We start from the raw sequence: 17,336 nt of genomic DNA, 5'->3' as shown, positions 1-17,336 counted from the left end.
GTGACGATGAGCAGGTCGTTGTTGAGCAGGAAGCCCGCCGCGGCGGCCGCCCAGCCCGAGTAGCTGTTCAGCATCGACACCACGACCGGCATGTCGCCGCCGCCGATCGAGGCGACCAGGTGCCAGCCCAGCGCGAGCGCGAGCAGCGTGACCGCGATGAGCAGCCACAGCTCGGGCGTGATCACGTACCAGACGGTGAGGATCACGAACAGCACGAGTGCGCCCAGGTTGAGCACGTTCTTCCCCGGCAGCATCAGCGGCTTCGACGAGATGCGCGCCGAGAGCTTGAGGAACGCGACGATCGATCCGGTGAAGGTCACGCCCCCGATGAACACGCCGATGAACACCTCGGCATGGTGGATGTCGGCGAGCGCCCCCTCGAGCCCGGCGTCGTAGAGCGCGCCGTTCCAGCCGACGAGCACCGCGGCGAGGCCGACGAAGGAGTGCAGCAGCGCGATGAGCTCCGGCATCCCGGTCATCTCGACGATGCGGGCGCGCCACAGTCCGATCGCCCCGCCGATCAGCACGGCGACGACGAGGAGCACGAGCCCGAGCGCGGCATCCGGGTCTCCCCAGGCACCGGCGGCGACCAGCCACACGGTGGCGACGAGCGCGATGACCATGCCGGCGATGCCGTATGACACTCCGCGGCGACTCGTCTCGTGCTTGCTCAGTCCCGCGAGGCTGAGGATGAACAGCAGCGCCGCGACGATGTACGCGGCGCCGGCGACCTGGCCGGCATCGACGGTCATCGGCTCTCACCCTTCTGGAACATGGCGAGCATTCGGCGCGTGACGGCGAAGCCTCCGAAGATGTTGATGCTCGCGAGCAGCACCGCGATCGCGGCGAGGATCTGCACCGTCAGGTCGGGCGCCGTGATCTGCACCATCGCGCCCACGACGATGATGCCCGAGATGGCATTGGTCACGCTCATGAGCGGCGTGTGCAGCGCGTGCGCGACATGGCCGATGACGTAGAACCCGACGACCACCGCGAGCGTGAGCACGAGGAAGTGCTGCGGCAGCGGCGGCGGCGCGAACGCGCAGATCGCGAAGAGCGCCGCGATGCCCGCGATCACGAGCCCGGTCTTCGCCCCCCGCGACATCGTCTTCTTCTCCGGGACCGTCACGGAAGCGGATGCCGCAGCCCCGCCCTTCCCCGCGGGCGCAGCCGACACCTGCACCGGGGGCGGCGGCCAGATGACCGCTCCGTCCTGCACGACGGTGACCGTGCGCTGCACGACGTCGTCGAAGTCCAGCGTGAGCTCACCGTCCTTCGCCGGGGTCAGAAGCTTCAGCAGGTTCACGAGGTTGGTCGCGAACAGCTGCGACGCCTGCTGCGGGAGGCGTCCGGGAAGGTCGGTGTAGCCGAGGATGACGACGCCGTTCGCGGTGACGATCCGCTCCCCCGCGACCGAGCCTTCGACGTTGCCGCCCTGGGCGGCCGCCATGTCGACGATGACGCTGCCGGGGCGCATGGACGCGACATCCGCCGCAGTGATCAGGCGCGGCGCCGGACGGCCCGGGATGAGGGCCGTCGTGATGATGATGTCGACGTCGGCGGCCTGCTCGGAGTAGATCTCGGCCGCGCGCCGGTCGTAGGCCTCGCTCGTCGCCTTCGCGTAGCCGTCGGCCGAGACCTGCTTCTGCTCGTCGGGCACGACGACCTCGAGGTACTCGCCGCCGATCGACGCGACCTGGTCGGCGACCTCGGGACGCGGGTCGGTGGCGCGCACGATGGCTCCGAGGCTCGAGGCGGCGCCGATCGCCGCGAGACCCGCGACGCCCGCACCGGCGACGAGGACCTTCGCGGGCGGCACCTTGCCGGCCGCCGTCACCTGACCGGTGAAGAAGCGGCCGAACTCGTGTGCGGCCTCGATCACGGCTCGGTAGCCCGAGATGTTCGCCATCGAGCTGAGCACATCCATCGACTGCGCCCGCGAGATGCGCGGCACGGCGTCGAGCGCGATCGCCGTGACCCCCCGCGTCGCGAGCGCTTCGACGAGGTCGGGCCGCAGCGCGGGGCTCAGCGTGGCGACAATCGTCGCACCATCGGCGAGACGGTCGATCTCGGCCGGGTCGGGCGCGTTGACCTTGAGGATGATCGGCGACGCCCACGCCGTGTCGGCGTCCACCACGGAGGCTCCGGCCGCGGCGTACGCGGCATCCGGGAACGACGACCCGGCGCCCGCGCCGGACTCGACGACCACCTCGTAGCCGAGCGCGATGATCTTGGGGACGGTGGTGGGCGTCGCAGCCACCCGGTTCTCGCCGGGCGCTTCGGCGACGATGCCGATGCGGGTCATGCGTTCCTCTGGATCAGGTGCGGATGTCGCGGGCTTCGCGGCCCGGGACGACGCCTCCACCCTGGCAGAGGGCGGGGACGTTCAGCCTCGCATTTCACGCGACACGACGGCAAGAACCGCCGATCTTGCTGAATCCGCACGTTGAGCGAGCGAGCGAGCGTCGGTCGTCGAGCGAGCGTGGGTCGTTGAGCGAGCGAGGCGAGACGAAACGCGGAACACCGCCACCGGAACGTGGGAATCCCCTCCGAAAGGCGGTCTGCGCTTGAGATCGACGGCGGATCTCGGAATCGTGGCCGGTCCGCAGTCCGCTACGGAAGGAAGAACATCATGCTCACGATGACCCAGACCGCTGCCGAGGCCGTCAAGCAGATCGTCGCACAGGTTCCGCAGGCCGAAGACGGAGGCGTGCGCATCCGCGACACGGGCACCGACACGGGGTTCGAGCTGAGTGTGGCGCCCGATCCGCAGCCGCTGGACACGGTCGTGGTGACCGACGGCGCACGCGTGTTCCTGGACGAGTCCGCCGCGCACGCGCTCGATGACCGCGTGCTCGACGCTGAGCTCTCGGGCGACGGCTCCGTGCGGTTCGCCCTCGGCGCGCAGAGCTGACCCGGCCTTCGCGACGGCCCCGGCGCTTCGGCGTCGGGGCCGTCACGCGTGGCCGGCGGGGCTCAGTCCGCCGGGTCGCAGAGCTCGAAGACGTAGCCGTCCTCATCGGGGGTGCGCAGCTCGCGGTCCCGCAGCACGGAGGATTCCGGCATCCGCTCGTCGAGGCAGGCCGCGTTGAAGGTCGCCGTGTCGTACTCGATCGCGATGACGAGGTCGCCGTAGACCTCTTGATAGAGCTCGCATTCGTCGAACTCGGCGCACTGCTCGGCGATGGCGAAGTCGAACTCGGCTTCGTCGCGGAGCAGCTCGGCGTCTTCGGCGGCGTTCTTCTGCGCGGCGGCGAGGCCTGCGTCGTGAGCGACTTCGACGAGGTCCTCGGCGAGTTCGAGGTTGTCCTCGAGCGTGAGGGCGCCGTCGCTGCGGGTGTAGGTGTCGAGGTTGTCGAACTCGACGGCCTTGAAGCCCGTGGTCGCGCACTCCTGGATCCACGGCGCGACGATCTCATGGATGGCCTCGCGGTTGTCGTCGGTCGACGTGTCGAGCAGCGCCTCGTCAGGCCAGTCCGGATCGAACACCGGCAGGCCATCGGAGTCCTTGAGGATCAGTTCGTCGGGCCAGTCCCCCAGCTCGTCCGGCTGCGTCTGGAACGCGTTGACGTAGCAGACGGCGTAGACGTCCTCGGGCGCCGGCGAGAGCCGGTCGCGCACGACGATCTCGACGCCCTCCTCGGGCGGATACCCGTCGCCCAGCTGATAATCCGGCGCTCCGCCCGCTGGCGGCAACGTGACCGCCGCCTCCCCGGATGCGCACGCCGCCGATACCAGCGCCGTCATGGCGACGACGACGACGGATGCCGCACCCCTCCCGATGCCCATGGGGCAGACGCTACTCCCTCGGCGTGACATCGCGATGAGGGTAGTCGCGCGCGTCTCGAGGGTGTATCGGCGCCGGCCGCCGCGCCGGGGATGTGCGCGCCCGATGAGTACACTTGACGGGCCAGCCTCTGTAGCTCAATGGAAGAGCAGTTCCGTCCTAAGGAAACGGTTGGGGGTTCGAGTCCCTCCAGGGGCGCTTCGCGGGAACTGCGGGTGCGCGCCGGCCGTCATGCGGGCGGGAAGGCAGCGCCCAGTCTCGACGAGACCGCCTCGACGTCGACCTGATGGTCTGCTCCCGACATCCGCTTGACGAGCGCTCGCGGCCAAGTCACCAGGACCCCGTCTACGGTGAACGACCCCCCCGATCAGTGGCCAGTCCGCCTCGAGAAAGCACAGCACTCCTGTCACGGGCACGCCCCCGACAACCGAACCCACCCGTCCGACCTGCCCGATGACGCCCTGGACGAGCTTGCTCCCGTCGCGACCTCCGATACGGAGGCTTTCCGCGCGCGGACGAAGCACGCCACCATCCACCCGCAGCTCCGGACGCTTTCCCCTGTACCGCTTCGCGTCAATGACCCACACACCGGACGGCCCGACGGCGATGTGGTCGATGTTCGCGCGCGTGCCGGGGATGCGGCGGTCGTGCAGCACCCGGAAGCTGCCCTCGAGCTCGGCCAGCCGGGCGGCCATAAGCTCCTCTCCCACCGCGCCCTGCTGCCACGCTCGAGTGCTCTGCGGGTCGTCGGAGAGCGCAAGAATCAGGCCGCCCAGCTTCGGGTGCGCGGCTCGAATCCGCTGTTCGCGGCTGTCGCGGCGCCGTTCGTACTCCCGTCGGGCGGAGGCGCCGGCGATCCCGGTTTCGGCCGTCGAGTGATCCTCACCCGCGACCGCCGATGCGCAATCTACGCAGCGAACCGTCCTGGTCTCCCGCTCGTAGATCGCCTCTTCACCGGCAGCGAGCTGACGGCCGCACAGGCGGCACGAGCCGGCATACCGCAGCTTCATCCGCTTCTCGGCGGACACCGGCTCTGAGGTCACGATGTGACCGTAGCAGCGCTCTCCTGGCGGCGACGCCTGCGCGGCATCCCGCGCCGCCTCAGCCGGTCTGGTTGGTGCTGAGCGGGACCGCCGGCCGGAACGGGATCGAGGTCGCGAGGCCCAGCACGACGATGGAGCCGAGAGCGAGGACTCCCGCCCATGCGCCGCGCGCGTCGCCGAACGAGATCCGTCCCTCACTGATCACCGGAGTGAAGGCCACAAGCGCGACCGCCGCCGCAGCCGAGACGACGCCGAGCAGCACGCGCAGCCAGATGCGCCGGCCCCCGAAGGCGTAGCCGAGGCCGATGGCGATGAGCGAGACCGCGATCCCCGCCGTGCCGATGCCCTGCGACAGCAGAGCGATCGTGCCCGGCACGGTGAGGGGAAGAAGGCCCAGGATCAGCGGAGACGCCGCGAGCCACCGCCAATGCGGCCGGCCGCCCGTGCGTCGGATGTAGTCCGCCCAGCCCAGCAGCGCACCCACGATTCCTGCGCCACCCAGCACGACGCCGAACGTCGCGTACCAGCCGAATATGGACTCGGGACCAGCGATCTCGGCCATGTACGCCCGGAAGCCGGCGGCCCAGGTGATTCCGAGGACTGCTCCGATCAGGATCGAAGGCGCGGCACCGAGTCCACGATTCTGCGGTCTGACTTCGTCGGTGACGTCCGGCTGGATCCGAGGAGTCGCGACGGGCTCGGGCATGAGATCCTCCTCCGCTGATGGATGTGGTGGATCTGGTCGGCAGGGTACATCCGGCAGCAGCGGCGCACCAGAGCCGACGGGCACCCGTCGAAAGGCTCGCCCACTCGAGCACCCTCTGGGCGCGAAACACGCCGCGCGGTGCACGGGTGAATCCGACCCGGGCTCAGTCCTCCGCGAGCACGATCCGGTCGCCGCCGGAGGACTTCGCGCGGTACATCGCGAGGTCGGCGCGGCGGATGAGCTGCTCGGCCAGCAGCCCGGTGCCGGCCGGGGCGACGGCGACGCCGATGCTCGCGCGCAGCGGCCGGCTCCGCTCGGGGTGCTCCGGATCGCCGTGCAGCAGGGCAAGGATGCGCTGGGCGACGTCCATGGCCACGGAGGAATCCGCGACCTCGCACGCGATCACGAACTCGTCGCCGCCGTACCGGGCGATCAGGTCGTCGCCCCGGACGCCGCTGATCAGCCGCTCGCCGGCGTCGCGCAGCATCCGATCGCCCGCCTGATGCCCGAGACGGTCGTTGACGGCCTTGAAACCGTCGAGGTCGATGAAGATCGCCGCGCACGGGGCGCCGCCCATCATGGCGCCCATCTGCGCCTCGAGCAGGCGGCGGTTGGGCAGCCCGGTCACGTCGTCGTGCGTCGCGGCGTGGGCGAGCCGGGCCTGCAGCCGCAGGGTGGCCACCGCCTGGGCTGCCTGATTCGCCAGGGCCTCGGCCAGCGGCGCGGCCTCGTCGTCGAACGTGCGCTCGTGGTGGAACCAGCTCACGAAGGCTCCGAAATCGACCTCTTCGTGGTGCAGCGGCGCGGCGATCAGCGCCCGCACGCCGGCGGCGGTCATCGCGACGCCGAGGCCGGGGATCGCCCGCTCGGCGTCGTCCTCGCCGACGATCCGCACGACCTGGCGCGGATCGACCACGAGCTGCACGAGCGCCTCGGCGTCGACGGCGCCGTCGAACGGATCGCGCCCCGCCACGAGCTCGCTCGGCCCGCCGGGCTTGTGGAGGTACACGGCGGTCTCCTCGGCCCGGTACGCCCGCGTCGTCGTGTCCGCGAGGATCTCGGCCAGGCGCACCTCGGTCGTCGCCGTCGCGAACGCCACCGACGAATCCATCACGAGCTGCAGGCGCGTGCGTGTGCGGTCGGCGAGCGCATAGCGGCTGCGCAGGTCGGCGAGCGCGTTCCACCGCTCGGATGCCTCGGACAGGATGAACACGTCCTCGTCGCCGTCGTGCTGCCGGGTCGCCATGAGCGCTCGACCAGGTGCGCGCGTGTCGAGGAGCATCCACGGACCGGACGCCGACTGCCCGGGAAGCAGGTCGTCCTGCGAGTGCGTCAGGAACTCGTCGATCGACCGCCCGACGAGCTCGTCGGACGCGCGGCCGATCCATTCCGCGAACCAGTCGTTCGCGTCCGCGATCGTGCCGCCGCGGTCGACGCGGACCACGCCGATCCCGAGCGCGCCAATGCGCACCTCATCCACCGCACCCTCCCGCGCGCGCCCTGCTGAATAGGGGCTGTCTGAACGATATCCCGCGCCGACGGAATGCGTCAGCCGCTGTCCAGAAAGCGCGGGCCGCGGCCGACTACCCGCCCAGCTCGGCGGGGTGCGTCAGTCTCCACCACGCGTCAGGCGGACGGATGCTGCCCTCCACCTCCACCGGAACGGTCACGGTGTCCGGCCCGGCCGTCCACGTGATCGTGCCGACCTCCTCGCCGTCGACGTACTCCTCGGGCGTCGACACATCGAGCGAGGCCTCGACCGGAGTGTCCGACCACGTGTGGATCGCGGCATCCTCACTGACGACCAGGCGGGCACGCGAGCCCCACGCCGTCGAGAAGCCCCCGACGACCTGCCCCTCCTCGGCCAGCGGAACCGTCTGGAACCCCGTGCGCAGACTGTCGATCATCAGGAGCGCCGACTGATTCGTCCACTCGCGGGATTGCCCGCCGAGGATCACTCCGATCACGGTGAGCGGTTCGCCGGTGCCGACGTCGATCCGCGCGGAGAAGAGGAAGTTGCAGGCTCCCGGTCCGAGATTGCCCGTCTTCAGTCCGGTGATCCCGCTCGTCCCGAGCAGCGGGTTCGTCGTGTTGATGATCCCGGCCCCGGGCACGGACATCGTCGGCTGCGACACGATGTGCGCGACCACCGGGTTCGCGAGGGCGAGCTTGCCGATCGCGACCAGGTCGCGCGGCGTGCTGGTGTTGCGCGGGTCGATGCCCGTCGGCTCGACCACCGTCGTCCCCGCCAGCCCGTTCTTCGCGAGCCACGCCTCGGCCGCGCGCGCGAAGCCCCACGGCGACCCGAACGCCCACGTCGACACCGCCTCGGCGTAGTTGCTGGCCGACGGCACCAGCATCGCCGACAGCGCGTCGTGCTGCGACATCCGCACCCCCGTGGGCATGGCCGCGATCGTCGCGCCCATGACGTAGTACTTGTCGTAGAGGTCGTGGTCTCGCTTGCCGAAGGTGATCATCGGACCCGGATCCTTCGCATCTGCGAGGGGATGCGCATCGAGCACGACGAGCGCGGTGATCAGCTTCGTCAGACTGGCCATGGGCCGCGGGTCCTCGGATCCGCTGGTCAGCCAGACGCCCTCCGCGTCGGCGCCGAGGTACTCGGCGGCGCCCGCGACACTGATCGCCGACGAACCCGCCTCGGGGAACTCGATCTCCGCCGCGGCGGGCGCGAACACGCGAGGCGCCTCGGATGTCGCGGTCGGGGCATCCGTCGGCGCGGTGAGCGCCCATCCGGCATACGCTCCCATCACCGCGAGGATCAGCGCGAAGACGATCGCGGTGAGGAGCCAGGCACGACGCCGACGCCGACGCCGCTCGGGATCGTCGGGCCGGACCTCGAACGACTCCTCGCTCTCGCCCAGGAGAACGTCGAAGTCCACGAGCGAGTCCGCCACGCGCTCGTTGGTGAGGCGCTCGTCCGTCACGAGGGGCACCGCCCCGTGGAAGCATGCACGGGGCCACACTCTCACGCCTCCTGGCCCGAGCGCACGCCGCATGGCGGCGACGGAAAGCCCTTCCTCGAGCAGCGCTCCGGCGGGCGGGGCTCAGCGGTCGCGCTGTCCGGTTCCGCGCTCGGCCTTCGCAGTGTCGCGAGCGGCCTTCTCGGCCGAGTCCGCCGCGTCGCGCTCGGCCTTGGCCTGCTCGCGGGCGGCGGCGTCCTGCGCCTTCTGCTGCTCGCGCGCCTGTTCCTCGGTCTGCATGTCGGGCGCGCGCTGCTGCTTCTCGGCATCCTGCGAGTCCTCGGTCGACGAGGTCGAGCCGGCGGGCACAATGTCGCCGCCGCTGGAGTCGTCGGTGGTGACCAGCGAGCTCGGCGCATCGACCTCGGGCTCCGTCACGACGAGCCCTGGCTCCTCGGTGTGACCGGCCGTCGCCCACAGCCCCGCGGGAATGGCGAGTCCGGCGATCAGCGCCGCGGAGCCGACCAGCACCACGGCACGGCGCTTGCGCTGACTGCGCACACGCGTGCGGCGCAAGCTGGCTCGCTCGCCCGATCCCGCGACAGGCCGCGGGGCGATCGGGCGGGGCATCGCCTGCGTCGGCGCGAGAAAGGGAGCGTTTGCCGCAGGTGCGACGGACACCGCGGGCACGACGGGTGCGGCAGGCATGGCCTGGGTGGGCTGATCCACCGCCGCCACCACGGGCGCGGGGGCAGCCTCGACCATCGGCGCCGGCTTCGCGGCCTTGCGCAGCTCGGTCGCGATCATCGCGACCTCGCGCGCGGTCGGTCGCTCGGCCGGATCGGACGACGTCATGCGCGTGAGCAGCGCAGTCCACTCCGCGCCGACACCCGCCGGGATCTTCGGAGGCTCGACGAGCCGCGCCATCACCGCGCCGATCCCGGAGGCGTGCGGATAGGCGCGCTGTCCGGTCAGCGACTCGAGCAGCACGAGGCCGAGAGCGTAGATGTCGGCCGGCGGGGCGGCGGCATCCCCCCTCACCTGCTCGGGAGCGAGGTACGCCGCCGTCCCCACGACCATGCCGGGCGTCGTGAGGCGGGTGCTGTCGATGAGGAAGGCGACGCCGAAGTCGGCGAGCTTCGCGTGGAACGGGACGCGCGAGAGCGCTGACGAGGCCAGCAGCACATTCGACGGGGTGAGGTCGCGGTGCACGACTCCGGCGGTGTGCACGGCCTCGAGCCCCGACGCGAGGTCGACGGCGAGCGTCGCCACCTCGATCTCGGTGAGGGGTCCGCGGCGCATGTGCTGCGCGAGCGACGGCCCGTCGACGAATTCCATGACGAGGTACGACGATCCGCCGTCCTCGATGCGGGCGTCGAGCAGCGTGACGAGGGACGGATGCTGCACTGCGGCCAGCAGAGACACCTCGTTGCGCACGCGCTCGGCGGCGTTCGAAACGCCGGCCGCCGGCTGCACGACCTTCACTGCGACGGTTCGTCCGAGAACGATGTCCTCGGCGCGGTACACCTCGCCCATGCCGCCCTTGCCGATGATCGGGCCCAATCGGTATCTGGCGTCCAGCAGCGGAGCTGTCGGCGCCTCTTCCAACGCTCGGTCCACGGTTCGTCCTCCCCCTTGGCCGGAATCGGAGATCGTCCGCCCGGCCTGCCCTCTCAGGAAGGTATCCGCCCAGCCCTCAGGGAACTGAGGGTTGACAAAACGGCGAGAATGCCCTTCGGGAGAGACATCCGCTCGCGCGCGCACCGAATCCCGGACGCTGGGGACATCCGAGATCCGGCTACCGACAGCGGGTTCGCACCCCCTAGCTCACGAACGCCGCCCGGTGTTGCGAAGGCGGCTGGGGACCGATCCTCCGCAGCAGACGCTGGGGACGCCTGCACCCCGACGGTACCGCGCTCGGTGTCGGAGCGGCCAGCGCCCGCCGACGTGTCGCCGACCCAGATGGCAGGCTAGGCGGGAGGCATCCCGCACAATGGGCCCATGCCGATCATCGACAACGCCGTGTACGTCGCCGGCCACCGCATCGAGAATCCGTCGAGCCTCGACGACACGTTCGAGTACATGCGGGCCAACAGCGGCATGGCGTGGATCGGGATGTTCCGACCGACGCCCGAGGAGATCGAACAGGTCGCGAGCGAGTTCTCGCTCCACCCGCTCGCCGTCGAGGACGCTCTGACCGGGCACCAGCGCTCGAAGATGGAGCGGTACGGCGACATCCTCTTCACGGTGCTGCGGCCGGCGCGGTACGACGACGCGTCCGAGACGGTCGAGTTCGGCGAACTGCACGTGTTCGTCGGACCCGACTTCGTCGTCACGATCCGGCACGCCGAGTCGCCCGACCTCGCCCGCGTGCGCCGCCGCCTCGAGGACCAGCCCGAACTGCTCGCCCAGGGTCCGGAGGCCGTGCTGTACGCGATCCTCGACGAGGTCGTCGACGAGTACCTGCCCGTCGTCGACGGCGTCGAGAACGATATCGACGAGATCGAGGACTCGCTGTTCGGCGGCGGCGACCCCGGGCTCTCGCAGCGCATCTACCAGCTTTCCCGCGAACTGATCGCGTTCCAGCGCGCGACCCAGCCCCTCGGAGAGATGCTCGACAGCCTGCTGCGCGGCGCCGAGAAGTACGGCGTCGACATCGAGCTGCAGCGCTCGCTGCGCAACGTGCACGACCACGTGCTCAAGACGATCGACCGACTCACCGGGTTCCGCGCGATCCTCGACAATGCGCTGACCGTCAACGCGACGCTCGTCACCCAGCGCCAGACCGACACGGCGCTTCAGCAGAACGAGCAGGTGAAGAAGATCTCGGGCTGGGCTGCGATCCTCTTCGGACCCACACTGGTGGGGACGATCTACGGCATGAACTTCGTCTACATGCCCGAGCTCGAGTGGGTGTTCGGCTATCCGATGGCGCTCGCGCTGATGGCCGCGACGAGCGCGGCCCTGTACGTGACGTTCAAGCGCCGGCACTGGCTGTAGGCACCCGCCCGCGGCTCCCGGCGCCCCGCTCGGGCCGCACTCGGCGCCCACGCACGGCGTTCGGCGTCAAACGGCGGGGAGAAACCGCGCCCGCCAGCCCCGAATCGAAGTCGTATGCGCCGAATCTCCCCGGCCCTTCACGTGCGGACCGCGCGAACACCAGTCGAGTCCGAGGTGCGCCGGGCGTCGGACTCAGGCCCCGACGGTGTTGCCGCAGATGCCGCAGACTCCGGTGGCGGGCACCTCGACGAAGCAGTCCGGGCAGAGCACGCTCGGACGCTCGACGGCCGGAGTGCTGCGGCGCGGTGCGGCGCGGCGCTCCCCCGCAGAGCTGCGACGCGGGTCGACGGTGGGGGTGATCCGCGGCGGCGCGGGGCGATGCTCGAGGCAGTAGAACCGCACGTAGCCGCTGTGGTTCTTCGGATGCCGGTGCTTGACCGCCCACAGCTCGGTGCGCGCCAGGGGCTCCGAGTCGGCGCCGCAGACGAAGCAGCGCGCGGCCTCGCCGGGTGAGAGGTCCGAGACGAGGACGGGCACCTCGAATGCCAGTCCGTCGCGCCAGTCCGAGCTCGCGACGATTCGCATGAGGTGTCCTCTCCGGCATCCGGCCGACGCGCGAGAACCGCGGCGACGAACGACCGGAAGCAGTCCTTCGACACTACCCCGCGCGCCTGTACGCCCGGTGGACGGCAGGTGACTCAACGGAAGTCGCGGGACTGGTGCTGCACCCCCACACGCAGGTCCTCGAACCGGTCGGCGAGCACGTTCATCACGCCCTCGGGCGAGCGCTCGAGCACACCCCTCACGATGAGGGCCGGAGCATCCCGGGCCACACGGCGATAGCGGTTCCACACCCCGACAGAGCAGATGACGTTGACGAGCCCGTGTTCGTCCTCGAGATTGAGGAACGTGACACCGGATGCCGTCGCCGGACGCTGCCGGTGCGTCACGAGTCCGGCCACCTCGATGCGCCGGCCGGTCTCGTGGGTGCGCAGCCCGCGTGAGGTGAGGACCCCGCGCGCGTCGAGGCCCGAGCGGTAGTGGGTCATCGGATGGTCGTCGGTGGAGACCCCCGTCGCCCACAGGTCGGCGGCGAGCCGCTCATAGCTCGTGGGGTCCGCGAACAGCGGCGGCTGGACCGCGACGAGGGAGTCGGGCAGGAACTCCGGCCGGTCCAGGGCCGCCGACCCGGCGAGCCAGATCGCCTCGCGGCGGCCGAGCCCCATCCCCTCGAACGCGCCGGCAGTCGCGAGCGCCTCGAGCTGCACGGCCGTGAGGCTGGTGCGCCGCACGAGGTCGCGCAGGTCGTGGAAAGGTCCCTCGGCCTCCCGCGCGGCGACGATGCGCTCGGCGACCTTCGCCCCGATGCCCTTGATCCCGGCGAGGCCGAGCCGCATCGAGAACCGGCCGTCGCGGCGGTGGGCGGCGTACTCGTCGGGCGCGTCGATGTCGAACAGCCCCACCGGCGGCTGGACCCGGTGGGTGCATGAGTCCAGCCCGGTCGGAGGAGATTCCGCGAAACGAGGAGCCGAGGCATCACCCACCGGCTCGAGCACGGCCTCGACGCCCGACAGGTGCAGGTCGGGGCGGCGCACCTCGACCCCGTGCCGCCGGGCGTCGGCCACGAGCGAGGCCGGAGAGTAGAACCCCATCGGCTGGGCGCGCAGCAGACCGGCGAGGAACGCGGCGGGGTAGTGCAGCTTGATCCACGAGCTGGCGTAGACCAGCAGCCCGAACGACAGGGAGTGCGACTCGGCGAAGCCGAAGTTCGCGAACGCCTGGATCTTGGCGTAGATCGCGTCGGCCTCGTCTCCGACCAGGCCGTTCCCGGCCATCCCCGCGTACAGCTTCTCCTTCAGCGACTCGATGCGCTCGATGCCGCGCTTGGAGCCCATGGCCCGGCGCAGCAGGTCGGCGTCCTCTCCGGTGAGCCCTCCGACGGCCATGCCCATCTGCATGAGCTGCTCCTGGAACACCGGGATGCCGAGCGTGCGCTCGAGCACGGGCTCGAGCTTCGGGTGGGCGTAGGTGACCTCCTCCATCCCGAGCTTGCGCTTGACGAAGGGATGCACGGCGCCGCCCTGGATCGGACCGGGACGGATCAGCGCGATCTCGATGACGAGGTCGTAGAACCGGCGCGGCTGCAGGCGGGGCAGCAGTCCCATCTGCGCGCGGGACTCCACCTGGAACACCCCGATCGAGTCGGCCCGGCACAGCATGTCGTAGACCGCCTTCTCCTCCTTCGGCAGGGTCGAGAGCTCCCAGTCCTCCCCCGTCGAGGCGCGGATCATGTCGAAGCAGTACTGCAGGGCGGCCAGCATCCCGAGCCCCAGCAGATCGAACTTGACCAGCCCCATCCAGGCGGCATCGTCTTTGTCCCACTGGATCACCGTGCGGTTCTCCATGCGGGCGTGCTCGATCGGCACGACCTCGCCCACCGGCCGGTCGGTGAGCACCATGCCGCCGGAGTGGATGCCGAGATGCCGCGGCGCCTTCAGCAGCTCACCGGCGAACTCGAGCACGCGGTCGGGGATGTCGTGACCCGGCCCGGTCTCGAGGTGCGCACCCCACCCCTCGACCTGCTTCGACCACGCATCCTGCTGGCCGGGCGAGTGGCCGAGCGCCTTCGCCATGTCGCGCACGGCGTTCTTCGGCCGGTACTGGATGACGTTGGCGACCTGCGCGGCGCGGTCGCGTCCGTACTTCGCGTACACCCACTGGATGATCTCCTCGCGCCGGTCGGAGTCGAAGTCGACGTCGATGTCGGGCTCTTCCTCGCGCAGGCTCGAGAGGAAGCGCTCGAACGGCAGGTCGTATGCGATCGCGTCGACGGCCGTGATGTCGAGCAGGTAGCAGATGGCGCTGTTGGCCGCGGAGCCGCGACCCTGGCACAGGATGCCTCGGCGCCGCGCCTCCTGCACGATGCCGTGCACGATCAGGAAGTAGCCGGGGAAGTCCTTCAGCTCGATGACGCCGAGCTCCTTCTCGATGCGCGCCCGGTTCTCCTCAGTCAGGTCGGGGTATTTGCGGGGCACGGCCTCCCATACGAGGTGCCGCAGCCACGTCATGGGCGTGTGCCCCTCGGGCACCTCCTGCTTCGGCAGGGCGGGCTTGGCGCGCCGCAGCGGGAACGCGAGTTCGTCGGCGAGCGTGACGGTGCGGGCGACGGCATCCGGATGCCGCACGAACCGCTCCGCCATCTCGGCGCCCGAGCGCAGATGCGCGCCGGCGTGCGAGGGCAGCCACCCGTCGAGCTCGTCGAGCCCGCGATTGGCGCGCACGGCCGCGACCGCCGCGGCCAGCAGCTGCCGCCGGGGCACCGCGTAGTGCACGTTGTTCGTCGCGAGGAGCGGCAGCCCGCGCTCGCGTGCGAGGCCGGCGAGCACGTCGTTGTCGCGGGTGTCGAGCGGATTGCCGTGGTCGATGAGCTCGACGTGCACGGCGTCGCGCCCGAACAGGTCGACGAGGCGGTCGAGCTCGCGGGACGCGGCATCCGCTCCCCCCTCGGCGAGCGCTCTGCGCACCGCCCCCTTGCGGCATCCGGTGAGCACCGCCCAGTGGTCGCGGCCCTGGTCGGCGAGCTCATCGAGGCGGTAGACGGGTCGCCCCTTCTCGGCTCCCTGCAGCTGCGCGTGCGTGATCGCGCCCGCGAGGCGGTGATAGCCCTCTTCGCCGCGCGCGAGCACGAGCAGGTGCGCGCCGGCCGGGTCGGCCTCGCCGTTCTGGGGCCTCGGCAGCTCGAGCGACAGTTCGGCTCCGAACACGGTCTTGAGCTCGAGTGTCTCGGATGCCTCGGCGAAGCGCACGATGCCGTAGAACCCGTCGTGGTCGGTGATCGCCAGGGCGTGCAGTCCGAGACGCTCGGCCTCTTCGGCGAGCTCTTCGGGAGAGGAGGCGCCGTCGAGGAAGGAGAACGACGAATGCGCGTGCAGCTCGGCGTACGGGATCGCCTCGACCGGCCGCGCGATGCCCGGCGGCACGTACGGACCGCGCTTGTGCGACCAGGCGGGGCTGTCGCCGCCGTCGGCTCCCGCGGGGCGGCCGGTCGGGCGGCGCCGGTCGCTCAGCACCCGCTCGATCTCGGACCACGGCACAGACGGATTGTCGAAGCCCATCAGCCGCCCCTCCTCCCGCGGCCCGGGACGCGCGCGTCAGTCATAGACCGCCTCCGCCGTCCAGCTGTCGCCCTCGCACACCAGCAGCCACGCGCCCCCGTCGGCGTCGACGACCTGGAACCGGTGCGCACGGCGCGAGCGCGCGGCATCCCACGACCGCTCCACCACCGGCCACGGGCCCGCCCACGCCTCGATCGCACGCCGGCGACCGCTCTCGATGAGCATCGACGGCACCGCCGATACGCTCCCTCGCTCGTCGACGTCGATCAGCTCGCCGCCGAGCGCGCGGACGTCGACCGGGATCGGCTCGGCGAACACCGTCGCAGGCAGCGGATCGGGAAGGCTGCCCGGCCACGGCCGTGCCCGCTGCGCCGCAAGCCCGTCGGGCCCCTTCGCATGCCGGTCGCCCCACGGCACGAGCACCTGCCGTTCGACGAGCCAGCGTCCGCCGCCGATCGCGGGGGTGAGCACCCCGCGATGCCCGAGCATCGCCTGCACGCGCGACAGGGCGTGGTGCACCTTCTCTTCGGGTCCGCCGCCGAAGATGGCGGGGGCGTGGTGGGATGCCGCGTCCACCGCCTCGGGAGAGATCCGCACGAGCGCGACCCCGCTGCGCAGCAGCGCGCGCTCTTCTCCCCCGCCGTGCGTGCCGACCTCTTCGGAGAGCTGCCAGCGCACCCGGTCGACCACCGCCGCCGCGTCGAAGGACCCCGGATGCAGCCACACCCGTTCGCTGCGCTCGCCCCGGTCGCCGATGAGCTCGACGCGCAGCTCGGTGCACACCAGGTCGACCGCGCCGAGCCCTGCGATGAAGTCGTCGGCGGTCACCCTCATGCCGAACGCGACCTGGTCGGCGATCTCGAGCGGTGGCTCGAACGCGATCTCGCGCTGCAGCTCGGGCGGCGGCGTGCGGGGCTGGACGGGCTGCGAGTCGCGCCCCCCGGCGAGGCTGTGAAGACGGATGCCGCGCTCCCCGAACCGCTCGCGCACCCGGTCGGGCGGCATCGCCGCGAACTCGCCGAGCGTCTGCACGCCCAGTCGCGCGAGGAGCCCGACGAGGTCGTCGGAGGCCTTCTGCGCCGCCCCCGCGCCGAGCGACGAGGCGTCGAGCACCGCCACCGACAGCGGCGCGAGGAAGCCCGCGGCCCCGCCGGCGGGGACCACGCACACCGGCTCGGCCGCGCTCGTGCCGGACTTGGCCGCCTGCTCGGCCGTGAAGGGACCGTCGGCGACACCGGCGCGCACGTCGCCGAGCCCGAGCGCCCGCAGCACCTCGAGCAGCATCCGCGCCGCCTCGGTCTCGCCGCCGTAGTAGCGCGACGGACCACGGGCCCGCAGCGCGCACAGACCCGGCCGCACGAGCTGGACCCCCGGCGCGCGCTCCTCGATCGCCGACACGATCGGCGCGAACGCCCGGTGGTCGCGCGCCGGGTCGGCGGGCACGACGATCAGGCCCGGACAGCGCGACTGGGCATCGCGGCGTCGCTGCCCCCGGCGAACGCCCTCTGCCCGCGCGGCCGCCGAGCACGCCACGACGAGATTGCGCTCGATCACGGCGATCGGCCGAGAGGGGTCGAGGGGCGCGGCGGTGTCGGCGCCGGGTGCGGCGGCAGGCGGGGTGGTGGGCGCCGTGGGGATCGCGGTGGGCGATGTGGGGGTCGCGGTGCCGGTTGCGGCATCCATCCCAGCTACGGCATGCAGCGCCGTCACCGGCCAGTCGGGGAACCACAGGACGATGCTGCGCACGGGAGCATCCACGGCCAT

At 71.3% G+C, this 17,336-nt stretch carries 12 protein-coding genes, 1 tRNA gene and 1 pseudogene; 3 read left to right on the top strand and 11 right to left on the bottom strand.

Annotated elements, in window-relative coordinates; genetic code table 11:
* Positions 1-752, bottom strand: a 752-nt coding sequence (locus tag ACE3O1_RS04640; RefSeq protein WP_374312917.1) for an NAD(P)(+) transhydrogenase (Re/Si-specific) subunit beta, incomplete at its 3' end; no start/stop codon positions are given.
* Positions 749-2,305 (bottom strand): Re/Si-specific NAD(P)(+) transhydrogenase subunit alpha, encoded by a 1,557-nt coding sequence (locus ACE3O1_RS04635; RefSeq protein WP_374312915.1) that lies wholly within the window; start codon positions 2,303-2,305, stop codon positions 749-751. The genes ACE3O1_RS04635 and ACE3O1_RS04640, both read right to left, overlap by 4 nt.
* Before the next feature lie 327 nt (positions 2,306-2,632).
* Here ACE3O1_RS04635 and ACE3O1_RS04630 point away from each other — a divergent pair, with 327 nt between their 5' ends.
* Positions 2,633-2,914, top strand: coding sequence for a Fe-S cluster assembly protein HesB (locus tag ACE3O1_RS04630; protein ID WP_374312913.1), 282 nt, complete (start codon positions 2,633-2,635; stop codon positions 2,912-2,914).
* Between the two features lie 62 nt (positions 2,915-2,976).
* On the opposite strand, the gene ACE3O1_RS04625 is transcribed toward ACE3O1_RS04630, so the two are convergent.
* A complete protein-coding gene (locus ACE3O1_RS04625) occupies positions 2,977-3,789 on the bottom strand; it encodes an endo alpha-1,4 polygalactosaminidase (RefSeq protein WP_374312911.1) in 813 nt (270 codons plus the stop codon).
* Positions 3,790-3,913: 124 nt separating this feature from the next.
* Here ACE3O1_RS04625 and ACE3O1_RS04620 point away from each other — a divergent pair.
* Positions 3,914-3,985 (top strand) — tRNA-Arg (locus tag ACE3O1_RS04620).
* 413 nt (positions 3,986-4,398) lie between these two features.
* On the opposite strand, the pseudogene ACE3O1_RS04615 reads toward ACE3O1_RS04620, so the two are convergent.
* The 5 genes and pseudogenes from ACE3O1_RS04615 to ACE3O1_RS04595 all read right to left on the bottom strand — a co-directional run.
* Positions 4,399-4,482, bottom strand: a pseudogene (locus ACE3O1_RS04615) (NERD domain-containing protein); the annotation flags it as partial.
* Between the two features lie 406 nt (positions 4,483-4,888).
* Positions 4,889-5,536 (bottom strand): hypothetical protein, encoded by a 648-nt coding sequence (locus ACE3O1_RS04610; RefSeq protein WP_374312909.1) that lies wholly within the window; start codon positions 5,534-5,536, stop codon positions 4,889-4,891.
* A gap of 163 nt (positions 5,537-5,699) precedes the next feature.
* Positions 5,700-7,016 carry a diguanylate cyclase gene (locus tag ACE3O1_RS04605; protein ID WP_374312907.1) on the bottom strand — a complete coding sequence of 439 codons (1,317 nt, stop codon included), beginning with the start codon at positions 7,014-7,016 and terminating at the stop codon, positions 5,700-5,702.
* A 103-nt stretch (positions 7,017-7,119) separates the two neighbouring features.
* Positions 7,120-8,490 carry a D-alanyl-D-alanine carboxypeptidase family protein gene (locus tag ACE3O1_RS04600; RefSeq protein ID WP_374312905.1) on the bottom strand — a complete coding sequence of 457 codons (1,371 nt, stop codon included), beginning with the start codon at positions 8,488-8,490 and terminating at the stop codon, positions 7,120-7,122.
* A gap of 111 nt (positions 8,491-8,601) precedes the next feature.
* Positions 8,602-10,077 (bottom strand): protein kinase, encoded by a 1,476-nt coding sequence (locus ACE3O1_RS04595; RefSeq protein ID WP_374312903.1) that lies wholly within the window; start codon positions 10,075-10,077, stop codon positions 8,602-8,604.
* Positions 10,078-10,458: 381 nt separating this feature from the next.
* Between ACE3O1_RS04595 and corA the strand changes: the two genes are divergently transcribed.
* Positions 10,459-11,457 carry a magnesium/cobalt transporter CorA gene (gene corA / locus ACE3O1_RS04590; protein ID WP_374312901.1) on the top strand — a complete coding sequence of 333 codons (999 nt, stop codon included), beginning with the start codon at positions 10,459-10,461 and terminating at the stop codon, positions 11,455-11,457.
* Between the two features lie 192 nt (positions 11,458-11,649).
* Here corA and ACE3O1_RS04585 read toward each other — a convergent pair whose 3' ends face one another.
* The 3 genes from ACE3O1_RS04585 to ACE3O1_RS04575 all read right to left on the bottom strand — a co-directional run bounded on the left by ACE3O1_RS04585 (position 11,650) and on the right by ACE3O1_RS04575 (position 17,336).
* Positions 11,650-12,042 (bottom strand): glucose-6-phosphate dehydrogenase, encoded by a 393-nt coding sequence (locus ACE3O1_RS04585; RefSeq protein ID WP_374312899.1) that lies wholly within the window; start codon positions 12,040-12,042, stop codon positions 11,650-11,652.
* 113 nt (positions 12,043-12,155) lie between these two features.
* Entirely contained in the window at positions 12,156-15,572 is a 3,417-nt protein-coding gene (locus ACE3O1_RS04580) for an error-prone DNA polymerase (protein ID WP_374312897.1), read from the bottom strand.
* A gap of 36 nt (positions 15,573-15,608) precedes the next feature.
* Positions 15,609-17,336, bottom strand: coding sequence for a DNA polymerase Y family protein (locus tag ACE3O1_RS04575; RefSeq protein WP_374312895.1), 1,728 nt, complete (start codon positions 17,334-17,336; stop codon positions 15,609-15,611).

Origin of the sequence: Microbacterium sp., from assembly GCF_041909575.1 — a bacterium.
Classification (GTDB): domain Bacteria; phylum Actinomycetota; class Actinomycetes; order Actinomycetales; family Microbacteriaceae; genus Microbacterium.
Note: the sequence above shows the minus strand (reverse complement) of the source record. Positions and strands in the feature narration are given on the sequence as shown.

Excerpts from the sequence above, each read along its gene's own strand:
- ACE3O1_RS04610 (WP_374312909.1), bottom strand. The coding sequence starts at position 5,536 with ATGCCCGAGCCCGTCGCGACTCCTCGGATCCAGCCGGACGTCACCGAC.
- ACE3O1_RS04635 (WP_374312915.1), bottom strand. The coding sequence starts at position 2,305 with ATGACCCGCATCGGCATCGTCGCCGAAGCGCCCGGCGAGAACCGGGTG.
- ACE3O1_RS04630 (WP_374312913.1), top strand. The coding sequence starts at position 2,633 with ATGCTCACGATGACCCAGACCGCTGCCGAGGCCGTCAAGCAGATCGTC.
- corA (WP_374312901.1), top strand. The coding sequence starts at position 10,459 with ATGCCGATCATCGACAACGCCGTGTACGTCGCCGGCCACCGCATCGAG.
- ACE3O1_RS04575 (WP_374312895.1), bottom strand. The coding sequence starts at position 17,336 with ATGGCCGTGGATGCTCCCGTGCGCAGCATCGTCCTGTGGTTCCCCGAC.
- ACE3O1_RS04580 (WP_374312897.1), bottom strand. The coding sequence starts at position 15,572 with ATGGGCTTCGACAATCCGTCTGTGCCGTGGTCCGAGATCGAGCGGGTG.
- ACE3O1_RS04585 (WP_374312899.1), bottom strand. The coding sequence starts at position 12,042 with ATGCGAATCGTCGCGAGCTCGGACTGGCGCGACGGACTGGCATTCGAG.
- ACE3O1_RS04625 (WP_374312911.1), bottom strand. The coding sequence starts at position 3,789 with ATGGGCATCGGGAGGGGTGCGGCATCCGTCGTCGTCGTCGCCATGACG.